The organism is Pseudomonas sp. 01L34 (genome assembly GCF_056400265.1).
In genome coordinates this window covers 193787-215287 of record NZ_JBFTSX010000005.1, presented here as the reverse complement: position 1 = coordinate 215287, position 21501 = coordinate 193787, and the positions used below count along the sequence as shown (strand labels likewise).

At 58.8% G+C, this 21501-nt stretch carries 17 protein-coding genes; 6 read left to right on the top strand and 11 right to left on the bottom strand.

The annotated features are described in order from the left end of the window. Positions 1–44: 44 nt before the first annotated feature. The gene (locus AC1DQM_RS16480) at positions 45–3092 is read left to right on the top strand and encodes a membrane-targeted effector domain-containing toxin (protein WP_477746510.1); all 3048 of its coding nucleotides are present in this window, start codon (positions 45–47) and stop codon (positions 3090–3092) included. A 463-nt stretch (positions 3093–3555) separates the two neighbouring features. Here AC1DQM_RS16480 and AC1DQM_RS16475 read toward each other — a convergent pair whose 3' ends face one another. Both AC1DQM_RS16475 and AC1DQM_RS16470 read right to left on the bottom strand, forming a co-directional pair. Next, positions 3556–3963, bottom strand: coding sequence for a VOC family protein (locus AC1DQM_RS16475; protein WP_477746509.1), 408 nt, complete (start codon positions 3961–3963; stop codon positions 3556–3558). A gap of 76 nt (positions 3964–4039) precedes the next feature. Continuing rightward, positions 4040–4441, bottom strand: coding sequence for a 4-oxalocrotonate tautomerase (locus AC1DQM_RS16470; RefSeq protein ID WP_477746508.1), 402 nt, complete (start codon positions 4439–4441; stop codon positions 4040–4042). A gap of 146 nt (positions 4442–4587) precedes the next feature. Here AC1DQM_RS16470 and AC1DQM_RS16465 point away from each other — a divergent pair, with 146 nt between their 5' ends. Beyond that, positions 4588–5166, top strand: coding sequence for a TetR/AcrR family transcriptional regulator (locus AC1DQM_RS16465; protein ID WP_477746507.1), 579 nt, complete (start codon positions 4588–4590; stop codon positions 5164–5166). A 557-nt stretch (positions 5167–5723) separates the two neighbouring features. On the opposite strand, the gene guaA is transcribed toward AC1DQM_RS16465, so the two are convergent. The 4 genes from guaA to AC1DQM_RS16445 form a co-directional block, all read right to left on the bottom strand. Continuing rightward, complete coding sequence (guaA, locus tag AC1DQM_RS16460) at positions 5724–7301, bottom strand: glutamine-hydrolyzing GMP synthase (protein WP_018927049.1); 1578 nt, start codon at positions 7299–7301, stop codon at positions 5724–5726. A gap of 99 nt (positions 7302–7400) precedes the next feature. Further along, positions 7401–8870 (bottom strand): IMP dehydrogenase, encoded by a 1470-nt coding sequence (gene guaB / locus AC1DQM_RS16455; protein WP_018927050.1) that lies wholly within the window; start codon positions 8868–8870, stop codon positions 7401–7403. 141 nt (positions 8871–9011) lie between these two features. Continuing rightward, positions 9012–9560, bottom strand: coding sequence for a sugar ABC transporter ATPase (locus AC1DQM_RS16450; protein ID WP_111454295.1), 549 nt, complete (start codon positions 9558–9560; stop codon positions 9012–9014). Positions 9561–9646: 86 nt separating this feature from the next. Then, positions 9647–10414: a sulfite exporter TauE/SafE family protein gene (locus AC1DQM_RS16445; RefSeq protein WP_477746506.1), complete on the bottom strand. Its 768-nt coding sequence runs from the start codon at positions 10412–10414 to the stop codon at positions 9647–9649. 100 nt (positions 10415–10514) lie between these two features. On the opposite strand from AC1DQM_RS16445, the gene AC1DQM_RS16440 reads away from it, so the two are divergent. From AC1DQM_RS16440 to leuA, 4 genes are all read left to right on the top strand, one after another. Further along, positions 10515–11411, top strand: coding sequence for a LysR family transcriptional regulator (locus AC1DQM_RS16440; RefSeq protein WP_477746505.1), 897 nt, complete (start codon positions 10515–10517; stop codon positions 11409–11411). A gap of 73 nt (positions 11412–11484) precedes the next feature. Then, entirely contained in the window at positions 11485–12864 is a 1380-nt protein-coding gene (gene xseA / locus AC1DQM_RS16435) for an exodeoxyribonuclease VII large subunit (RefSeq protein WP_018927054.1), read from the top strand. Between the two features lie 3 nt (positions 12865–12867). Next, on the top strand, positions 12868–13689 hold the full coding sequence (locus AC1DQM_RS16430; RefSeq protein WP_477746504.1) for a peptidoglycan DD-metalloendopeptidase family protein: 822 nt from the start codon (positions 12868–12870) through the stop codon (positions 13687–13689). A gap of 429 nt (positions 13690–14118) precedes the next feature. Further along, a complete protein-coding gene (gene leuA, locus AC1DQM_RS16425) occupies positions 14119–15798 on the top strand; it encodes a 2-isopropylmalate synthase (protein WP_064620129.1) in 1680 nt (559 codons plus the stop codon). Positions 15799–15866: 68 nt separating this feature from the next. On the opposite strand, the gene AC1DQM_RS16420 is transcribed toward leuA, so the two are convergent. From AC1DQM_RS16420 to AC1DQM_RS16400, 5 genes are all read right to left on the bottom strand, one after another. Next, positions 15867–16658 carry an amidohydrolase gene (locus AC1DQM_RS16420; RefSeq protein ID WP_477746503.1) on the bottom strand — a complete coding sequence of 264 codons (792 nt, stop codon included), beginning with the start codon at positions 16656–16658 and terminating at the stop codon, positions 15867–15869. Then, the gene (locus AC1DQM_RS16415; RefSeq protein ID WP_018927058.1) at positions 16646–17794 is read right to left on the bottom strand and encodes a pyridoxal phosphate-dependent aminotransferase; all 1149 of its coding nucleotides are present in this window, start codon (positions 17792–17794) and stop codon (positions 16646–16648) included. The genes AC1DQM_RS16420 and AC1DQM_RS16415 overlap by 13 nt, the downstream gene beginning before the upstream one ends. A gap of 292 nt (positions 17795–18086) precedes the next feature. Further along, positions 18087–19559 carry a ribosome biogenesis GTPase Der gene (der, locus tag AC1DQM_RS16410; RefSeq protein WP_018927059.1) on the bottom strand — a complete coding sequence of 491 codons (1473 nt, stop codon included), beginning with the start codon at positions 19557–19559 and terminating at the stop codon, positions 18087–18089. Positions 19560–19694: 135 nt separating this feature from the next. After that, complete coding sequence (gene bamB, locus AC1DQM_RS16405) at positions 19695–20846, bottom strand: outer membrane protein assembly factor BamB (RefSeq protein ID WP_064620135.1); 1152 nt, start codon at positions 20844–20846, stop codon at positions 19695–19697. Further along, a complete protein-coding gene (locus AC1DQM_RS16400) occupies positions 20839–21480 on the bottom strand; it encodes a tetratricopeptide repeat protein (protein ID WP_018927061.1) in 642 nt (213 codons plus the stop codon). The genes bamB and AC1DQM_RS16400 overlap by 8 nt, the downstream gene beginning before the upstream one ends. Positions 21481–21501 lie beyond the last annotated feature (21 nt).

The window sequence follows — 21501 nt, the reverse complement described above, 5'->3', positions numbered from 1 at the left end:
GCAAATGGTCAATCCTCTCAGCCCATTTCTCAAGGAGCGAGAACATGCCTACCGATCAAACAAGTGAAACGCTGCCCGATACCGCAGACAAACAACACCTTCTGACCATCGCGCCCGTCATCGTGACTGCCTGTCCCGATTTGCACGAAGAAGCCCATGTGATGGCCACCGAAATCCTGAAAAAACACGGCATTACCGGCCTGGACCCGGATCAGGTCTGGTGGCATCGCTTTGGCAATGTCACGGCCAGCAGTACCCAGGCCTTCCTGGGTTGGGAGCACTACCCTAAACCCAGTCAGTCAATGACCCTGACGCAGCTGGTGATTCATCGGTACTACGTCACGGATCAGGACTATTTCGATCAGTTAGACTGTTACGGCGGGTTTTACACCGCCGACGCAACCGCCAGCATTTACAACGAAACAAACGAAGTCCGGATGTACCCCAGCGCAGTGCTCAAGGATTTCTGGCACGAGACCTTCAGTGACCGTTACCGGGACAAGCTGAACGCCTACTGGAGCGCGCATTTCGATGACTACCGGACCTTGGCGAAATGCAACTATCTGAGTAAAGCCATCGAGGCGCGGGAAAACGGTACGCTGCAGGAGGAAGAGTTCCAAACCGTCATCCGGGCCGTCGCCGCTGACAAATGCTGGCCGATCTCCCTGGAGACCTTGCGTGCGCAAACCTCTGCACCAGCAGATCTGCGGGTGTGCGCCCTGGACGTCGCCGGGCATGTCGCCACGGATATTCTGCGTATCGATGACGGTAGCGGACGGCAAATCACCTATGTCCCGGGGGCCACAGAAGCGTTTCACGTGCACCCGACGTTGACGGACATGCATTGGTGGATCCTGCTGCAAATGAATGATGACGCGCGTTATACCGAATTCATGACCCACTTCCCGCTGTCGGTGCGTCAGGAGATCCACGACAACATTACGCCCCTGATGAACCAATTGGTGGGTACGTGGGGCAAATACGATCACCATCTGATCAATCAAAAAAACATCACCATCAGCGGTGACGCGTTTTCCTGGTTGAGCCGTAATGTGCAGAGCGCAATGTCGCAAGAGGCTGATCTGTCTCTGGTGACCAACGGACAACTGCGTAAAGGCATGTGGCTGGGTTACCTGAGCGCCGGCCTGCACGTCTTCGGGCCGCTGGCGCTGCTCGGCTGGCCGATTGCACTGCCGGTGATTGGCGCCAGCATCGCTTCAATGGGCTTGAACATCGACAAGGCCGTGAACGGCAAAACGGTGGCGGAGCGCAAGGCCGGCGTAAAAGGCGCCGTACTGGCTGGAATCAACCTTCTGTTCAACCTTCCGCTGCTCAAGGAGGTCGATGTTCTGGAAGAGGTCGGCGCTTCGGCCGAGGCCACCGAAGCCGCCGAAATGGCCAGGCTGCGGGAGGCCAACAATCCTGCCGAACCGATCGGTACGCAAGAACAGGAGTTGTCCGACGGTTCAGGGCGCGCAACCACTCAACTTCCAGAGTTCATCCCCCTGAAACCGGTGCCGGCACAGGACCTTGGAGTACCGGAGCACTGGCAAAGTAACGAGATTCTGGAAAGTGAGGCACCACTTGCCACCAGCGGCAAGTTCCAGGGCATCTACTCGCTCAACTCCAACCCCTCGACTGCCATCATGATGAACGACGCAGCCTATTACGTGCGTTACGAAACCGACATCAACGGCGGTGGCACCTGGGCCATCATCGACCCGGCAAACCCTCACGCGTCCTCAGGATCGATCCCCGTGCGTTTGAACGCCGATGGCGAGTGGGAGTTGACGCCCAAATCCGGTTTGAAGGGTGGTGGCAACGACGACCTCGCCGCTGTTCCGGGTCCTTCCCGGTTTCCCGACCATGTCCGACCACCGGAATCATTTAGCGTGCCCTCGACGAAGTACGACACCTCCAATGGGCGGTCGCTCAACTTCCTGGGGCTAGGTAAGAAAGAAACGCACATAAAAATAATCAACCTTCCCAACGGACGCATACAAGGGGTGACACCCTATGAAGAGTTCGTCGCAGGACATCGCGCCGCCCTGTTGAAAGATACTCGCGCCCTCCTTTCCAAGGAAAACTTCTTTGCCTCATTACCGGCACGTCCGGTACAGCCCGTCATCACGCCGTCCATGACTGTTCCGGAACTCATTCAGAACATCTTCGATGCTTCACCGGGGTTGGTGATTGGAGAAAGCCAGGATCGTATTGCCAGCATGCGGTTCCTGATCGAGAACATGCAGACGTTGGCCAGGCAAGGCGTCAAGACGATCTATATGCATCGCTTGCTCAACGATTTCAATCAATTCGACCTGAATACTTTCCTCAGAGGTGCAGAAATGGACGGCATGCTCGAAAAGTATCTGAAACAGCTCCAAAGCGATCCTGCCGGGCGGTTCACCCCACTCGAGGTCGTCAAGGCGGCTCGCGAGAACGGTATCCGGATCCAGGCGACCGACTGCCTGGCAAGCTACCGCTATCCAGCATCGCCCTTGATTGACGTTCAGGAACAATCCATTAAAAACTACCTCACCACCACAATCATGCGTGCCAATGAAGCGCTTGGCAGATCAGGTAAATGGGTGGTTCTGACGGGCCAGGAAAACACCAATACCTTCAGAGGTATTGCCGGCATCAGTGAAATGAACGGCGGTATCGGCTTGCGTATTGAGGAGGTGCTTCCAGAACGCAGCCTGCATATAGAGATAGACCACGGCGTCGAGGTGGGTCGCAATGCCAGCCCACCGCCTGTCAACTTTCATGGAGAGTTCGACACCTTGTATGCCGATATCAACCTGCAAGTGCCGATGCCCATGCTGCAACGAACGCCGGACGAAATCGCTCGCCTCCTGTTCCGCCAGGGAATGTTCACCTTCAAGGAGTCTGATGGAACCTGGACTTTGATCCATCGCAGCAGAACCAATCTGATCACAGAAACCCTGGTTGAACGAACGGCCGATGGGCAATACCTGGTCAATCGCCCCGCCTGGACCGACGTCCATCAAAAACCTTACCCCAGCCTGGTCGATCTTTCGCACGCACTCACCCGCATGGGCATGAAGCTCGAAGGACGCTTGCCAGTGTAGGAATACACCGTAACGCGATACCCAAAAGGCCCCGTGAATTCACATTCACGGGGCCTTTCGGTTATTACGGACGATCAGTCAGATCGGGATCATTCCCACTCAATCATCAATAAGTGAAAAAAGTCGTTATGCGACAACTACCTGCAGATGTCACTGTATTTGATGCCGTGAAAAGTACCACGCTCAGCAAATTTCATGCGGCACTCTACTCTTGGGACAACTCGGGGGTGTTTGATGGTCAGCGGAAACAGGCACACCCCCCCTAGGGATGCGAACCGGTCTTGCTCCCAATCGCGCAACTCGCCACAAGGTTTTCGATACGCTCGGCGAAGGCGAATTGCGTCAGCCAGGATTTCTCCCCTGCCTTGCGCATGATGATCTGCTCTGCCGTTGTGATACGCCCAAGCCCTGTTTTCGCATCTGCGAGTGTTCGCCACAGATCGGGAAGTACTTCAACGGACAATTATTCTTGAGACGGCTGGTGGCAGTTCAGCATCCATTGGACGCCGAACCGATCGGTCAGCTTTCCGTAATAGTCGCCCCACGGCTGCATACCGAGCGCAGTCGTCACCAGCCCCCCCGATCCCAGCGCGCTGAACAGCCGATCCGTCGATTGCCTATCGATCATTGCCAGATGGTGCGCCGATCCTCTCATGGGCTCGGCGTCATCATTGTCAGAAGCGTAGAAGGCAACACCATCTCCCTCGAACCTGGCGTGCATGACTTTTCCGCGCATTGCCTCGCTCTTTAGGGGCATTTCGTCTGCGCCGTACCGCAGAATTTCGACAATTCTGCCGAGTCCGCATGCTTCATAGAAGTACAGGGCTTCTTCACAGTTATCAGTAAAAAATAAGTAGTTCGAAAGCAGCATCGAGTGCTCCATATAGAAAGACAAGAAGGGGCGATAAGACTCTCCTTGCCACTATTTCAACTGCGAGCTCGGCGACTTAGCCGGCGAGTTGTGCGTTAGTCAACGCCACACCGCCAACTCCCCAAGCGCCGTCCACTGCGTGAACCACGTTGACCCAGATTCGTTCCCTGGGCTGCTTTTCGCCCGACATCAAATGAATGATGTCGGTGGCCTCTTCGATGTATCCCTGCTGAATTTCGCGGCTGTTAAATGCGAAGGCCGGAACTTTCCACTCGATGAATACAACAGACGCCTGTTTCGACCCAGAGAACGTATGTTCCTTTGGCAAGACGTTGATTGAACCGACAATATTCGGCGCGATAGCCGCGTTCCCGGTTAACCCGTGCCATTTGATCATGGCATCCGAGAGTCGGGCAAAAGCTATGCATTCTTGCCCCTTGGGGAGAACGCCTTCTGTGAGAGTGAGCGTGAGTGGCATGAGATTCCTCGAGTCAGGTGGTTGCGGCGTCACCGGCAACTTTCCCGTCTATCAATAATCAACATAACGATCGTGATGTGATTTTAGATAGCGAACGTTACTCGGTCAACTAAAATACGGTTTTGCTGACCTACCCAGAGGCTTCAATGTCACGAGCTGAACAGAAGGCGCGCACACGTCAACGCATTCTTGAAGGATCGGGACGTGCGTTTCGCAAAGGCGGATACGCGGGAACAGGAGTCGACGCGCTGGCCAAGGAGGCAGGCGTCACGTCTGGTGCGTTCTACGTCCACTTTAGCTCCAAGGGCGATGCCTTCCGTGAGGCGCTGAGACATGGGATGGATGATCTCCGAGGGGGCATCCTCTACTTCCAAGCAAAGCATGGGCACACCTGGTGGCCAGAGTTCGTGCGGTTCTATCTCAGCGTAAAGCGAACCTGCGACCTGTCAGAAGGCTGCACGCTGCAGACGATGCCGACTGAAGTGGCTCGCTCCGATCAGGAGTCACGAGCGGCATTCGAAATCGCGTTGCTCGAAATTGCACAAGCAGTCGTCGATGGCCCTGCATCTCCGCACGCGCCGCAGGACGTTGACACCGCTTGCGCGGCCTTGGCTTTACTGACGGGGGGAGTCACGCTCGCGCGAGCAGTTGAAAGCGCGACATTCGCCGATCAGATCGCCGGTGCAACTGAGTTGGCGTTGCTGGGGCCGCTTCGCTCAAAGTAGCCTGATGCATATCCGCTGCCAGCTTCCACCCGATTCTGTTGAAAAAGTCGGTTTTCCAAAAATGCCGGTACATTGATCGGTGGAAGCGCCGTTTTAGCTCGCTGGTACGTGAAATCTCAGCCCGAAAACCTCAGCGAAGATTCAGGATTTCAATCTCAGACGCGTACTTTCTGCAATCGAAATCAAGGCTGACTTTTTCAACAGAATCACCCCATTGCCGTCATTCGTGAAATTGCCGATAAGCTACGAGAGGGTATCAACGCCTGAATTAAGGCGAGCCGCGAAGAGGCTTCGGTTGGTTCAGTTACACCACTTCCTGGGACACGATCATGGTGCTTGCACTGCATGTCACAATGGCAGCGGGAAATGGTATCAGCAAGAAGTGATTACGATGCGAAGCAGAGGATACCATGCCCCCCTTCTATGGTCGGACATAGCACCGACGACGCCTCCGCTTGGCGCTCATGTCATGCTATGAAAAATGCCATTGATGATGCAGTCGCAATCACCAATGGCATTCTTTTATCCCGATAGAATCAATGAGCTAGAAAGCTGACTCACTCCCACTCAATCGTCGCTGGCGGCTTGCTCGACACGTCGTAAGTAACGCGGGAGATGCCTTCGATTTCATTGATAATCCGGCCGCTGACGGTTTCCAGCAGTTCGTAAGGCAGGTGTGCCCAACGCGCGGTCATGAAGTCGATGGTTTCCACGGCACGCAGGGCAACGACCCAGGCGTAACGACGGCCATCGCCGACAACGCCAACCGATTTCACCGGCTGGAACACCACGAACGCCTGGCTGACCTTGTGGTACCAGTCGGCCTTGCGCAGTTCTTCGATGAAGATGTGGTCGGCACGACGCAGCAGGTCGGCGTATTCCTTCTTCACTTCACCGAGGATCCGCACGCCCAGGCCCGGCCCCGGGAACGGGTGACGGTAGACCATGTCGTACGGCAGGCCGAGTTCCAGGCCCAGACGACGGACTTCGTCCTTGAACAGCTCGCGCAGCGGTTCAACCAGCTTGAGGTTCATTTCTTCCGGCAGGCCACCCACGTTGTGGTGCGACTTGATCACGTGCGCCTTGCCGCTTTTCGCGCCAGCCGACTCGATCACGTCCGGGTAGATGGTGCCCTGGGCTAGGTACTTGATGTTGTCCAGCTTGCAGGATTCGGCATCGAACACGTCGATGAAGGTACGGCCGATGATCTTGCGCTTCTTCTCTGGATCGGACTCGCCAGCCAAGTTGTTGAGGAATTGGTCCTCGGCGTTGGCGCGGATCACTTTGACGCCCATGTTCTCGGCGAACATGGCCATCACTTGCTCGCCTTCGTGCAGACGCAGCAGGCCGTTGTCGACGAACACGCAGGTCAGCTGATCGCCAATGGCCTTGTGCAGCAGCGCGGCAACCACCGAGGAGTCCACGCCGCCGGACAGGCCGAGCAGTACGTTGTCGGTGCCAACCTGGGCACGGACCTGGGCGATGGCATCTTCGGCAATCTTCGACGGCGTCCACAGGGCTTCACAGCCACAGATGTCGAGGATGAAGCGCGACAGGATGCGACCGCCCTGCTTGGTGTGGGTCACTTCCGGGTGGAACTGCACGCCGTAGTAGGCACGGTCATCGTTGAACATGCCGGCGATCGGGCAGCTCGGGGTGCTGGCCAGGATGTGGAAGTCTTCCGGCATCTTGGTGACCTTGTCACCGTGGCTCATCCATACGTCGAGGCCGAACAGGCCATCGGCGTCGATATGGTCTTCGATGCCGTCGAGCAGGCGGCTCTTGCCGACCACATCGACACGGGCGTAACCGAACTCACGCAGGTCGGAACCTTCAACCTTGCCGCCCAGTTGCTCGGCCATGGTCTGCATGCCATAGCAGATACCGAAGACTGGCACGCCCAGGTCAAACACCGCTTGCGGGCAGCGAGGGCTGTCGGCTTCGTGCACGGACTCGGGGCCGCCGGCGAGGATCACACCTTTTGGAGCGAATTCGCGAATGGCTTCCTCGTCCATGTCGAACGGATGCAGTTCACAGTAAACGCCAATTTCACGCACGCGGCGGGCGATCAGTTGGGTGTACTGGGATCCGAAGTCGAGGATCAGGATGCGGTGAGCGTGAATGTCGAGGGCCATGATTCAGTCTCGTCTAAGTAATTCAGAAACAGTCGTGATTCAGAAACAACTCGGGGCTGAATAGAACAGCCCCGGTTGCTTAACGATTTGCTTGAAGCCTCAACCTACGCGGTAGTTTGGCGCTTCTTTGGTGATCTGTACGTCGTGGACGTGGGACTCGGCCATGCCAGCACCGGTGATCCGCACGAACTCAGGCTTGGTGCGCATTTCTTCGATGTCGGCGCTACCGGTGTAGCCCATCGAGGAACGCAGGCCGCCCATCAGTTGATGGATGATGGCGCTCAGGGTGCCCTTGTAAGGAACACGCCCTTCGATACCTTCCGGAACCAGCTTCTCGGCACCCGCGGAGGAGTCCTGGAAGTAACGGTCGGAGGAACCTTGAGCCTGGGACATGGCGCCCAGCGAACCCATGCCGCGATAAGCCTTGTACGAACGGCCCTGGAACAGTTCGATCTCGCCTGGCGCTTCTTCGGTACCGGCGAACATCGAGCCCATCATCACGCAGGAGGCACCGGCTACGATGGCCTTGGACAGGTCACCGGAGAAACGGATGCCGCCGTCGGCGATCAACGGAACACCGGTGCCTTCAAGGGCAGCGGCAACGTTGGCGATGGCACTGATTTGCGGGACGCCGACACCGGCGACGATACGGGTGGTGCAGATCGAGCCTGGGCCGATACCGACCTTGACTGCGTCAGCGCCGGCTTCGGCCAGGGCCTTGGCGGCAGCGCCGGTGGCGATGTTGCCGCCGATGACCTGCACTTCAGGGAAGTTCTGCTTGACCCAGCGAACGCGGTCGATCACACCTTTGGAGTGACCGTGGGCAGTGTCGACCACCACCACGTCAACACCAGCATGGACCAGGGCAGCTACACGGTCACCGGTGTCTTTACCGGTACCGACTGCAGCGCCAACGCGCAGACGACCTTGATCGTCCTTGCTGGCCAGCGGATAAGCCTTGGCTTTTTCGATGTCGTTGACGGTCATCATGCCTTTGAGGGCAAATTTGTCGTCGACGATCAGCACGCGCTCGATACGGTGCTTGTGCAGCAATTCACGCACATCGTTCTTGTTGGCGCCTTCCTTGACCGTGACCAGACGCTCTTTAGGCGTCATCACTTCACGGACGCTGACGTCCATGCGGTTTTCGAAACGCACGTCACGGGAAGTGACGATGCCGACCAGGTCGCCATCGTGCAGTACCGGAACGCCGGAGATGTTGTGCAGGCGGGTCAGTTCGAACAGTTCACGCACCGTGGCATCGGCCTCGATGGTGATCGGGTCCTTGACCACACCGGCTTCGTAACGCTTGACCTTGCGCACTTCGGCAGCTTGCTGCTCGATGGTCATGTTCTTGTGGATGATGCCGATGCCACCTTCCTGAGCCATGGCGATTGCCAGACGGGCTTCAGTAACGGTGTCCATAGCGGCGGAAACCAGTGGAATATTCAGCTCGATGCCACGGGTAAGGCGGGTCTTGAGACTGACTTCGTTAGGAAGCACCTCGGAATAACCGGGCACTAGGAGAATGTCGTCGAATGTCAGAGCTTCTTGGCTGATACGCAGCATCGCGGGGGCTCCCGAGCGGGAAAATGGAAGCGCGCCATTATAGTCAGACACCCCCTCGGGTTCAATGTAAAACTCTGTCTATTATTGGCATTACTGACATACGGAGAAACATTGTCCCCCATAGGGGACCAACGCCGGCATTTAGAGTTCGACTTTGACCCAACTCACGGGCTGATCCAACCAATCGGCAAACTCATCGATAAAGTCCTGCTTGAACCCGGCCTCGAGCCAATTGTTGAAGATGAACCCCAGGTTGGAAAAGCCGCATTCCTGCAAAAACAGAAAGCCGTTGATGTCGTCTTCATGCCCGCACTCAGGGCAAGTGAAGTTATCGGTGCGCCCCGGCATCCAGTCTTCCAGGCTTTCGAACAGCGCTTCGCCGATCTCCTTGCGGCACTCGGCGCAGCCGGCTTCTTCGAGAAAACCCTTGGCCGGTGTATAGATGCAACGCTTGGTGATGACCTCCAGCCCATTGATCGGCTCGCCGAATGGCAGCGCTTCAGGATGCAGGACCACGGCGCGGGCGCCGTCGGCGATGGCGTGGGCCATATGATTGCCGGTGCGGCCACAGGTGGTCAGCTCTTCTTTAATGATGTTCTTGCGCACCAACCACCGCACGACCGCCCGGGCCCGGGGTTCGTGTACCGGCAGTGTGGAGATTTTCGGGACAATGATGCTTTGCGAATTCATGGTGCAAGCCTACTGCGTCAAATGGATGTTGCTGCGGTGCGCCGATTGTCAGGGCGGCCGGCAGCTTAATCCCTGACGAAATCTGGTCAAGTGCTCAAATAACGCCCGATCAAGGCAATCCCGCTGGCCAGCACCAGCCAGGTCACCAACCGCACGAAAGCCTCGCGGGACAACTTCATGATCAATCGCCGACCGATCCACAGCCCCAGCGCCATCGCCGGCAACAAACACAGCGCCAATACCAACAAGGGTAGCTCGGCATACACACCGGCGACGGCAAACAGGCTCAAACGCACCACGGTGCTGCAACTGATCAATGCACTCTGGGTGGCCCGGGCCTCGTCCTTGGGCAACCGACTGTTCAAATAGATCGCATACAAAAAACCACCACTGCCAAACAGCGCCCCGAACATCCCGCCCACCGTGCCCATCGGCACCGCCCAACCCGCGGACAATTGCCTCGGACGGGTTTTAATCCACAGGCTGTAAATCGCATAGGTGCTGATAAACAGCCCCATCAACAGCAGCAATACATCGGATTTCAGGTTCAGCAGAAAAATCACCCCCAACGTGCAACCCACCGCCATGCACGGCAGCAGTCGCAGCAATTCGGACCGCTCTACATCTCGGCGCGAGGGCAGCAGATTGCCGAACGCGGCGACGAAATCCAGCAGCACCAGCAGCGGCACGATTTTCGACAGTGGCATGAACAGAATCAGAATCGGCCCCGCCACCAGCGCGGTGCCAAAACCGGCAATGCCGAACACGATGTAAGCCAGGGCAACACCCAATCCGATCACCAACCAATCCACCACACCCCACGGCCATTGGCTCAACAACTCCAGCACATTCATCGACACGGCTTCCTTTTATTCCTGTGATGACTTTAGCCAGCGCCGGGCGTTGCGACTAATATCTTAAAAATCGATCACCCATCTCAAAAAGGCATATCTGGTGCTTTCAACCCGCCAATTGCGTTACTTCGTGGAAATCGCCGAGAGCGGCAGCTTCAGCGCAGCGGCCGAACGACTGTTTATTGCTCAGTCAGCCTTGAGCCGACAGATCAAGGACATGGAAACCCGCCTGCAAACGCCGCTGTTCGAACGAACCGCCCGCCAGCCCCGCCTGACGGCAGCGGGTGAAGCCTTTTTGCCTCGGGCCAGAAACCTGCTGAGCGAACTGACCAAGGCCAGCGAAATGGCCACTCAAGTGGGCACTGGTCAACTGGGCGTCGTGCGCTTGAGCCACTCAAGCACCGTGCCCATGAGTGGTCGACTGCTGCGCGGGATCAGCGTTTATCTGGATCTGCATGCCGGTGTGTCGATGGACATCGTCAAGCTGTCCTCCGAGGCACAACTGGAAGAGTTGGCCGAAGGTCGCCTCGATGTGGGTCTGTTGCGCCTGCCGGTGCTGCGTCAGCGTGAAGGGGTGCGAATTGTTCCGCTGTACAGCGAGCGTCTGTTGCTGGCGGTGCCGCCGAATCATCGGCTGGCTGTGGATAAGTCCACGCACGGCATCGATCTGGCACAGTTGAAGGATGAAGCTTTTATTTCCATCCCTCATCCACAGCGTGGCGGCCTGAGCTATCTATCTGCCGAGTTGTGCATGCGCCAAGGGTTCTTTCCCCGAGCGGCTCGGGTGGTGTCGCGCAAAACCACGCAACTGCAATTGATCCAGGCCGGGTTCGGCATCGCGCTGTTACCCGAGTCGATGCAAGACATCGCGCCGCCGGATATCCATTTTCTTTCGTTAGCCGATCCGGATTGCCACAGCACCGTCGCCCTCGCCTACCGGCAAGATCCCACCGCGCTGGTTCAGCAATTCGTTGAACACTTCACCCGGCTGCCGTAGCAAAGCCTGCTCCCACAAGGGATTTACACTGGCTCATGGAGATTGATCGCCGAATGCCTTTAAACTGCGCCCCATGATTAAAGATCCCTTTGCAAGACTCGGCCTGGACCGGGAAGTCCTGACTGTCAGCCAGCTCAACGGCCGCGCGCGGGTGTTGCTCGAAGACGTGTTCAGCAACATCTGGGTCGAAGGCGAAATCTCCAACCTCGCCCGCCCGGCGTCCGGCCATGTGTATTTCACCCTCAAGGACAGCGGCGCCCAGGTGCGTTGCGCACTGTTCCGGCAGAACGCGGCACGGGTTCGCCAGGCGCTGAAGGACGGCCTGGCGGTCAAGGTTCGTGGCAAGGTTTCGCTGTTTGAAGGCCGTGGTGACTACCAACTGATTCTCGACACCGTGGAGCCGGCTGGTGACGGTGCCCTGCGCCTGGCCTTCGATGCTTTGAAGGAAAAACTCAGCGCCGAAGGCCTGTTCAGTGCCGAACGCAAAGTGCCGCTGCCGGCGCACCCGCAACGCATCGGCATCATCAGTTCACCCACCGGCGCGGTGATCCGCGACATCATCAGTGTGTTCCGCCGCCGTGCGCCGCAGGTGCAACTGACGCTGATCCCTACCGCCGTACAAGGTCGCGAAGCCACCGCGCAAATTGTCCGCGCGCTGAAACTGGCGGACGCCCGTGGTTTCGATGCGTTGATCCTGGCCCGTGGCGGCGGCTCGCTGGAAGACCTCTGGTGTTTCAACGAAGAAGCCGTGGCCCGCGCCGTGGACGCCTGTGTGACGCCGATCGTCAGCGCCGTCGGCCATGAAACCGACGTATCGATCAGTGACTTCGTCGCCGACGTTCGTGCCCCGACTCCGTCCGCCGCCGCCGAACTGCTGGCGCCTGACTCCAGCGATCTGGTGCGTCGGGTCGAAAGCCTGCACCGACGACTGGTGATGCGCATGCGTGACCGCTTGATGCGCGATCGGCTGCGTCTGGAAGGCATCTCTCGCCGCTTGCGCCATCCCGGCGAACGCCTGCGTCAGCAAGCGCAACGCCTGGATGATCTGGACATGCGCCTGCGCCGCGCTTTCGAACGTAGCCTCAACACCCGTCGCGAGCGCTTGATCCGCCTGGAAACCCGCCTCGCCGGGCAACATCCCGGGCGACAACTGGCGATGCTTCGCCAGCGCCTCGACAGCCTCGCCGAGCGCCTGCCCCGGGCCATGCGCGAAGGGCTTAAATCCCGTCGCCTGCAACTGCAAAGTCAGATGCAGACGCTGCATGTGGTCAGCCCGTTGGCGACCCTCGCTCGTGGCTACAGCATTCTGCTGGACGAGCGCGGCAACGCGATCCGCAGCGCCGCGCAAACCCACACCGGCCAGCGCCTGAAAGCCAAACTCGGCGATGGCGAACTGCAAGTGCGGGTCGAAGACAATCACCTGACGCCTGTCACCCTCTCTTTACTGGATTGATCCATGCCGCGCTTTTTTGCTCCATTGCTGTTGCTGTGCCTGACCTTCAACGCCCACGCCGACAGTTACATCACCCGCCTGTTGAACAAACCGGTGCCGGGCGGCGTGGCAGTGGTTGGTCTGGGCAGCTCCGCCCAGGCGCCGAAAGCCAGTTATCAAGGCAAACCCGTATTGGTGGTCAAAGAGCAGAACAACTGGCTGGCCATCGTCGGCGTGCCGCTGACGGTCAAACCGGGCAGCCAGTCGCTGAGCAGCGGTGGTCGCAACCTGAGCTTCACCGTCGGCAACAAGAAATACCCGGAACAGCACATCACCCTGAAGAATACGCAGCAGGTCAATCCGAACCCGGCGAATCTCAAACGCATCGAGGGCGAGTTGGCCGAGCAGATCCAGGCTTACCGCAGCTTCAGCCCGAATACCCCGAGCAACCTGTTGCTGGACAAACCAGTCGATGGGCCGCTGTCGAGCAAGTTCGGCGTGCGCCGCTTTTTCAATGGCGAAGAGCGCAATCCCCATGCGGGCTTAGACTTTGCCGTACCCGCTGGCACGCCGATCAAAACCCCGGCCGCCGGCAAGGTAATCCTGATCGGGAATTACTTCTTCAACGGCAATACGGTGTTCGTCGACCACGGCCAGGGCTTTATCAGCATGTTCTGCCACATGTCGAAGATCGACGTGAAAGTCGGCCAGCAACTGGCGCGTGGTGAGGTGGTCGGGAAAGTCGGCTCAACTGGCCGCGCGACCGGGCCGCATATGCACTGGAACGTCAGCTTGAACGATGCGCGGGTGGACCCGGCGATTTTCATTGGTGCGTTTCAGCCATAAGCAGTGGTTGAGGTTGATGGCCTCTTCTCGGGCAGGCCCGCGAAGACGGCCTGAGCATCACCGAAACCCGCAGGCAAACCGAACACTCTCAACCCACTCAACCCCTCTTCTATCGATTGCGCATGGCTGAGACACTGCGCAAGCGACAAAACGATCCTGCTTCTTACGAGCAATAAAATCTCGCAAAAACCCGCTTTTCGAGTATTCCTCTCAAAGTTTTTCGACTGCTTGCCATCCTTTCCCCCCGCGGTTAGGGTTGAAGGCATGAAAACCTCTCACACCCTCATTCAGCTCCGCCAGCACCGCAGCCTGTGCCTCGTCAGTGCACGACTGCCAGGCTGAATCGCGGTGCCTCGTCTGATGCTTTACCAGAACATTTGATCCACCGGCAGGCCGCCTTTTTTCGGCCCACACAATAAGGATTTTCCAATGAGCATGCTCAAAGACCCGTCTTCGAAATACCGCGCGTTCCCGACCATCAACCTGCCGGATCGCACCTGGCCATCGAAGACCATCACTGCAGCGCCGATCTGGTGCAGCTCGGACCTTCGTGACGGCAACCAGTCGTTGATCGAGCCAATGGACGCGGTCAAGAAGCTGCGTTTCTGGAAGACCCTGGTGCAAGTCGGTGTGAAAGAAATCGAAGCCTCGTTCCCGGCTGCTTCGCAAACCGACTTCGACTTCGTGCGTACCCTGATCGAAGGCGGCCACATCCCGGACGACACCACCATTCAGGTGCTGACCCAGGGCCGTGAAGACTTGATCGCGCGCACCTTTGAATCCCTGCGCGGTGCCAAGAAGGCCATCGTTCACCTGTACAACGCGACCTCCCCTTCCTTCCGCCGCATTGTCTTCAACCAGGACAAGGACGGGATCAAGGCCATCGCCGTAAACGCCGCCAAGCTGTTCGTCAAATATGCCGCCCAGCAGCCGGACACCGAGTGGACCTTCGAATACTCGCCAGAAACCTTCAGCGCCACCGAACTGGAATTCGCCAAGGAAGTCTGCGACGCGGTGATCGAGGTGTGGAACCCGACGCCTGAGCACAAGGTGATCCTCAACCTGCCTGCCACCGTCGAATGCGCAACCCCGAACATCTATGCCGACCAGATCGAATGGTTCGGTCGTCACATCAACCGTCGTGACAGCGTGATCATCAGCCTGCACACCCACAACGACCGTGGCACCGGCGTGGCCGCCACCGAGCTGGGCCTGATGGCCGGCGCCGACCGTGTCGAAGGCTGCCTGTTCGGCAACGGCGAGCGTACCGGTAACGTCGATCTCGTCACCGTGGCATTGAACCTCTACACCCAGGGCGTAGACCCTGAGCTGGACTTCTCCGACATCGACGGCGTGCGCAAAGTCGTCGAAGAGTGCAACCAGATTGCGGTGCACCCACGTCACCCGTACGTCGGCGACCTGGTTCACACCGCGTTCTCCGGCTCGCACCAGGATGCAATCCGCAAGGGCTTCGCTCAGCAGCAACCGGACGCCCTGTGGGAAGTGCCGTACCTGCCGATCGACCCGGCCGACATCGGCCGCAGCTACGAGGCGGTGATTCGCGTCAACAGCCAGTCGGGCAAGGGCGGTATCGCTTACCTGCTGGAACAGGAATACGGCATCAGCTTGCCGCGCCGTATGCAAATCGAGTTCAGCCAGGTCGTGCAGCGTGAAACCGATCGCCTCGGCCTGGAGATGACCGCCCAGCAGATCCACGCGCTGCTGCACAGCGAGTACTTGCAGGCCAACACCCCGTACGCGCTGGTCAGCCATCGCCTGCAGGAAGAAAACGGTCACAGCGCCGTGGAAGTCGAAGTTTCCAGCAAAGGTCAGGGCGAAACCAACCTGCACTGGCGCGGCAAGGGCAACGGTGCCCTGGAAGCACTGGTGGCCGGCCTGCCGATCCCGGTGGAAATCATGGACTACAACGAGCACGCCATCGGCGCGGGCACCAATGCCAAGGCCGCGGCCTACATTGAATTGCGGGTGAATGGTGAGCGTGCGGTACATGGCGTCGGCATCGATGAAAACATCACCACTGCCAGCTTCAAGGCCCTGTTCAGCGCACTGAACCGCTCCCTGAGCCAGCCGGAAGCGAAAGCGGCATAAGCTTCGCTGCAAATGCAAAAGGCCCCGGGGTGAGAACCTCGGGGCCTTTTTTGTTGCTCAACGATCGGTCAGGTGAACTCGAAGGTATCCGCATCCAGATTCGCCGGAAACCGTGTGCGATATGCCGCCAGTTCCGCCGCGTCGAGCACGACCTTGAATACGCCATCGGCATCGCCTGCACCGAGCAACGTCTCGCCCTGAAAATCCAGGACCTGACTGTCACCGGTATACGCGAAGCCTTTGCCATCGGTACCGATACGGTTCACCGCCGCCACATAGCAGAGGTTTTCGATCGCCCGTGCCGGCAGCAATCGGTTCCAGTGCTGACGCCGTGCGCCCGGCCAGTTGGCGGTGTACAGCAGCAAGTCAGTGTCTTGCGGATCGCGACTCCAGACCGGGAAGCGCAGGTCGTAGCAAATCAGCGGCCGCACTCGCCAACCCTTCAATTCGAACTGCACCTGACGCTCGCCCGGGGTGTAGTGATTGTTCTCCCCGGCCATGCGGAACAGGTGACGCTTGTCGTAGTGCCACACCTCCCCGTCCGGCCGTACCCACAACAGACGATTGCGATGGCTACCGTCAGCCGCCTGGACGATGATGCTGCCGGTCACCACCGCGCCCAGCTTCGCTGCCTGAGCCCGCATCCATTTACTGGTGGGGCCATTTTCCGGCTCGGCGAGGGTTTCCGATTCCATGGAGAAACCGGTGGTGAACATCTCCGGCAGGATGATCAGGTCCGCACCGCGAGCCTGTTCCAGCAACGGCTCGAAATGCTCCAGATTGGCCTGACGATCGTGCCAGGCCAGGGTGGTCTGGATCAGCGCAAGATTCAGATTGGGCAGAGTACTCAGATCAGGCATAGTTTTGCCGCTGCTTCACGCAGGGTCTCCTCGCGCTTGGCAAAGCACAGACGCACCAGGCGCTGGCCTTCAGGTGGAGTCTGGTAGAACACCGAGATCGGAATGCTCGCGACGCCATGCTCGCGGGTCATCCACAGCGCCATCTCGACGTCATTGAGGTCCGGGCGAATCTGCGAGTAATCGACCAACTGGAAATAAGTACCGGCCACGCGGGTAAAACTGAAGCGCGACGGCGTCAGCAGATCGCAGAACAGATCGCGCTTGGCCTGATAGAAGCCCGGCAGCTCTTCGACGTGTTCCGGGTGCTCGGCCATGTAATCGGCCAACGCGTACTGCAACGGCGTCACGCCGCAGAAACTGACGTACTGGTGCACCTTGCGCAGCTCCGCGCTAAGGGCCGGCGGCGCCACGACATAACCGGTTTTCCAACCAGTGACGTGGTACGTCTTGCCGAACGAACTGACCACGAAAGCGCGCTGATACAGCTCTTCATGGGCCAATACGCTGGCGTGAGACACACCGTCGAACACCAGGTGTTCATAGACTTCGTCGCTGATCACATAGATGTCGCGGTCGCGGATCAACGCCGCCAGCTGATCCAGCTCGGCACGGCTGATCAGCGCACCGCTTGGGTTGTGCGGGGTATTGAGGATGATCATCCGCGTGCGCGGGCTCAGGGCTTCGGCGAGCTTCTGGAAGTCGATGGCGAAGTCCTTCAGGCCGAGTTGCACATGCACACAGCGACCACCGGCCAGCTCGACCGAGGGCTCGTAGCTGTCGTAGCACGGATCGAACACGATCACTTCATCGCCGCTGTGGATCACCGCCTGAATCGCGCAGAAGATCGCCTGGGTCGCGCCGGGGGTGACCGTCACTTCGCTGTCGGCATCAACATGCGCGCCGTAGCTGCGAGCGATCTTCGCCGCGATCTGCTGACGCAACGCCGGTAAGCCGGTCATCGGCGAATACTGGTTGTGGCCACTGGCGATATGCCGACCGACCGCATCGCGCAGGGCCTGCGGGCCGTCGAAATCGGGAAAACCCTGGGACAGGTTGATCGCCCCGGTTTGCGTCGCGAGCTGAGACATCTGCGTGAAGATAGTGATGCCGACATTCGGCAGCTTACTGGTGATCATCGGTGATTCCCTGGGCTACACCCGGCTCTAACGGCGGCACGGGAGAGCCCGAGGATAGCCCAAACGACGCCCACAAAAAAAGGGCGCCAACCGGCACCCTTCTTCTAATGTACACCGCAATACCTGTGGCGAGCGGGCTTGCCCGCGTTGGGTCGCGAAGCGGCCCCAAAACCTGTAATCGAGGTGTTCCTGATAAAACACATTGATCGATTTGCGACTGCTTCGCAGCCGAACGGGGGCAAGCCCCCTCGCCACAAATGCGCCCACACCAGCGGCGTGGGCGAGCCTTGAATCAGCGCTTGTCGCGGCGCTTCTTGTCGGCCTTTTTGTGGTGCGACATCAAACGACGCTTCTTGTTGACCTGACGGTCGGTGAGCGAGTTCTTGTTGCCTTCGTACGGGTTCTCGCCGCCCTTGAACTCGATGCGGATCGGCGTACCGACCAGCTTGAGCACACGACGGTAAGTGTTTTCCAGGTAACGGACGTAAGACTTCGGCACCTTCTCGATCTGGTTACCGTGGATCACAATGATCGGCGGGTTCGCACCACCCAAGTGGGCATAACGCAGCTTGATCCGGCGGTTGTTGACCATCGGTGGCGCGTGCTCGCCGACCGCATCTTCCAGAATCTGGGTCAGGCGGTTGGTCGGCCAGCGGGTGACTGCGGACTTGAACGAGTTCTGTACCGACGCGTAGAGATTACCTACGCCAGTGCCGTGCAGGGCCGAGATGAAGTGGATGTCGGCGAAGTCGACGAAGAACAGTCGACGTTGCAGTTCGACCTTCACGAAGTCGCGCTCGCTCGGCGTCATCCCGTCCCACTTGTTGATCGCGATCACCAACGCACGACCGGCTTCAAGGGCAAAACCCAGCAGGTTGAGGTCGTGGTCCACCACGCCTTCGCGGGCGTCCATCACGAAGATCACCACGTTGGCGTCTTTGATCGCCTGCAGGGTTTTGACCACGGAGAACTTTTCGACTTCTTCGTGAATCTTGCCGCGCTTGCGCACACCCGCGGTGTCGATCAGCGTGTACTTCTCATCGTTACGCTCAAACGGGATGTAGATACTGTCGCGGGTAGTACCGGGCTGGTCATACACGATCACCCGGTCTTCACCGAGCATGCGGTTGACCAGGGTCGACTTGCCGACGTTCGGACGACCGATGATGGCGATCTTGATACCGTCTTTTTCGCTTGGGCCAGGAATGCGCTTGGCTTCCTCACCTTCGGCAACGATCTCTTCCTCTTCGCCTTCTTGCGGTTCTTCTTCGTCTTTCGGGAAGTCGCTCAGGGCGATTTCCAGCATCTGGGTGATGCCACGACCATGGGCACCGGCGATCGGGATCGCGTGGCCCATGCCCAACGGGGCGAATTCGGCGCGGGCCATTTCAGGGTCGATGTTGTCGACCTTGTTGGCGACCACGTAGGAACGCTTGTTACGCTTGCGCAAGTGCTCGGCGATCATCTGGTCGGCGGCGGTAAAACCGGCCTTGGCATCTACCAGGAACAGAACGACATCCGCTTCTTCAATGGCCAGCAGCGACTGCTCGGCCATTTTTTCGTCCATACCGTGCTCGTCACCGGAGATACCGCCAGTGTCGACCAGAATGTAGGAACGCCCTTGCCACTTGGCCTCACCGTATTGGCGATCACGGGTCAGACCGGACAAGTCGCCGACGATGGCGTCGCGAGTCCTGGTCAGGCGGTTGAACAAGGTGGACTTGCCGACGTTCGGTCGGCCCACCAGGGCGATTACGGGAACCATGCGGCTCTCCACTTCGTTATTTCAGAAAATACAAAAGCCGCTGCGAGGCAGCGGCTGGTGCTCGGGGCAGCGCTTGAAAGCGCTGCGAGCCTTGCAGAACAAGGCCGCTTGGGGGTTAAACCCCAAGCATAGTCTTTACTTGATGGTCAGGGCTTCCAGTTTGCCGCTGTTGCCATACACATAAATCGTGTCACCCACCACCAGCGGACGGGCACGCAGGCCGTCGCTGTCGATGCGCTCGCGGCCGACGAAACGACCGTCCACCTGACTCAGCAGGTGCAGGTAACCTTCCAGGTCACCGACTGCAACGTAGCTGGAGAACACTTCCGGAGCCGACAGTTGACGGCGGGCCAGCGAATCGTTGCTCCACAATGCAGTGGTGGAACGCTCGTCGACGCCTTCAACAGTGCCCGAAGACAGGCTCACATAGACGCTGCCAAAACCCTGGGCGACGCCGGCATAACTGGAAGCATCACGCTGCCAGAGCTGACGACCGCTTTCCAGGTCCAGTGCCGCGACGCGACCCTGGTAGCTGGCGACATACAGTGTACCGCCGGACAGCAGCAAGCCACCGTCGATATCGACCACACGCTCCAGCTCCGAACGACCTTGTGGAATCGCTACACGCTGTTCCCAAACCGGCACGCCGTTGGACACATCAAGAGCAACCACTTTACCGGTCGACAGGCCAGCCACCGCGAGGCGGTTGGTGACGATCGGTGCGCTGGTGCCGCGCAGGGTCAGGACCGCTGGCGTGCTGTCATACAACCAGCGCTGGTTGCCGGTGGAGGCATCCAGACCGATCAGACGGTCATCCTGGGTCTGAACCACAACAACGTCACCGTTGGTGGCCGGTGGTGCGAGAACTTCGCTGGTCACGCGAGCGCGCCATTTCTCTTCACCGCTGCTGGCATCCAGGGCAACGATTTCACCCTTGAGCGTGCCGATCATGACCAGACCGTAACCCACGCCAACGGCGCCGGAGACAGGCAGTTTGAGATCTTTCTTCCACTTGACGTCGCCATTGCTGCGATCCATCGCCATCACCACACCGGTGACGTCGGCGGCATAGATGGTATCGCCATCGATCGCCGGAACCAGCATGTTGTAGGTTTCGCCCTGACCGTTACCGATCGAACGACTCCACTGCTTGTGCAGAACCACTTCTTCCTTGAAGTCGGTCAGCTCGGCCGGTGGCAACTCTTTTTTGCTGTTGCTGCTGCAACCCGCGGCCAGAATGGCCAGAGCCAGCAATGCTGCATGTTTCCAACGGATCACGTCACGCATCCCCTTTGGCCAGGTCGTCCAGCTTGATTTGTAGGCCACCGACCGCCGCTTCATCCGACAGTGCCGCCTTGGCTTTTTGATACGCAGCGTTCGCTTCGTCGGTACGACCCAGTTGCACCAGCAGGTCACCCTTGAGTTCTTCGCGAGTGGCCAGGAAGGCCTTATCGGCATCGCCTTCGAGCAGTTTCAGGGCTTCATCGACCTTGTTCTGCGCGGCCAGCACCTGCGCCAGGCGCTGACGGGCGATTTCACCGAGTGCCGGGTTGGCCGGTTTGTCGACAATGGCTTTCAGCTCGCTGGCAGCGTCGTCCAGCTTGCCGCTGTCGACCGCGACTTTCGCCACGAACAGGCTGCCGTATTGCGCGTAGGCAGTGCCGCCGAACTCGCTGTTGAGCTTGCCGGCCAGATCCGAAACACGTGCAGCATCAGGCTTGCCGTCAGGCGTCAGCGTGGTTTCCAGCAATTGCTGGTAGAGAATCGAGGCGCCTTGCGACTGATTGCTCTGATACTTCTGAAAGGCCTGCCAGCCGAACACGATGACCAACGCCAACAGACCGCCAGTAACCAGGGGCTTGCCGTTGCGTGTCCACCACTCCTTCAACTCCGCCACATGTTCGTCTTCGGTACTCGACACCCCAATACTCCTTAATCGCTA

Excerpts from the sequence above, each read along its gene's own strand:
- AC1DQM_RS16480 (WP_477746510.1), top strand. The coding sequence starts at position 45 with ATGCCTACCGATCAAACAAGTGAAACGCTGCCCGATACCGCAGACAAA.
- AC1DQM_RS16475 (WP_477746509.1), bottom strand. The coding sequence starts at position 3,963 with ATGCTGCTTTCGAACTACTTATTTTTTACTGATAACTGTGAAGAAGCC.
- AC1DQM_RS16470 (WP_477746508.1), bottom strand. The coding sequence starts at position 4,441 with ATGCCACTCACGCTCACTCTCACAGAAGGCGTTCTCCCCAAGGGGCAA.
- AC1DQM_RS16465 (WP_477746507.1), top strand. The coding sequence starts at position 4,588 with ATGTCACGAGCTGAACAGAAGGCGCGCACACGTCAACGCATTCTTGAA.
- guaA (WP_018927049.1), bottom strand. The coding sequence starts at position 7,301 with ATGGCCCTCGACATTCACGCTCACCGCATCCTGATCCTCGACTTCGGA.
- guaB (WP_018927050.1), bottom strand. The coding sequence starts at position 8,870 with ATGCTGCGTATCAGCCAAGAAGCTCTGACATTCGACGACATTCTCCTA.
- AC1DQM_RS16450 (WP_111454295.1), bottom strand. The coding sequence starts at position 9,560 with ATGAATTCGCAAAGCATCATTGTCCCGAAAATCTCCACACTGCCGGTA.
- AC1DQM_RS16445 (WP_477746506.1), bottom strand. The coding sequence starts at position 10,414 with ATGAATGTGCTGGAGTTGTTGAGCCAATGGCCGTGGGGTGTGGTGGAT.
- xseA (WP_018927054.1), top strand. The coding sequence starts at position 11,485 with ATGATTAAAGATCCCTTTGCAAGACTCGGCCTGGACCGGGAAGTCCTG.
- AC1DQM_RS16430 (WP_477746504.1), top strand. The coding sequence starts at position 12,868 with ATGCCGCGCTTTTTTGCTCCATTGCTGTTGCTGTGCCTGACCTTCAAC.
- leuA (WP_064620129.1), top strand. The coding sequence starts at position 14,119 with ATGAGCATGCTCAAAGACCCGTCTTCGAAATACCGCGCGTTCCCGACC.
- AC1DQM_RS16420 (WP_477746503.1), bottom strand. The coding sequence starts at position 16,658 with ATGCCTGATCTGAGTACTCTGCCCAATCTGAATCTTGCGCTGATCCAG.
- AC1DQM_RS16415 (WP_018927058.1), bottom strand. The coding sequence starts at position 17,794 with ATGATCACCAGTAAGCTGCCGAATGTCGGCATCACTATCTTCACGCAG.
- der (WP_018927059.1), bottom strand. The coding sequence starts at position 19,559 with ATGGTTCCCGTAATCGCCCTGGTGGGCCGACCGAACGTCGGCAAGTCC.
- bamB (WP_064620135.1), bottom strand. The coding sequence starts at position 20,846 with ATGCGTGACGTGATCCGTTGGAAACATGCAGCATTGCTGGCTCTGGCC.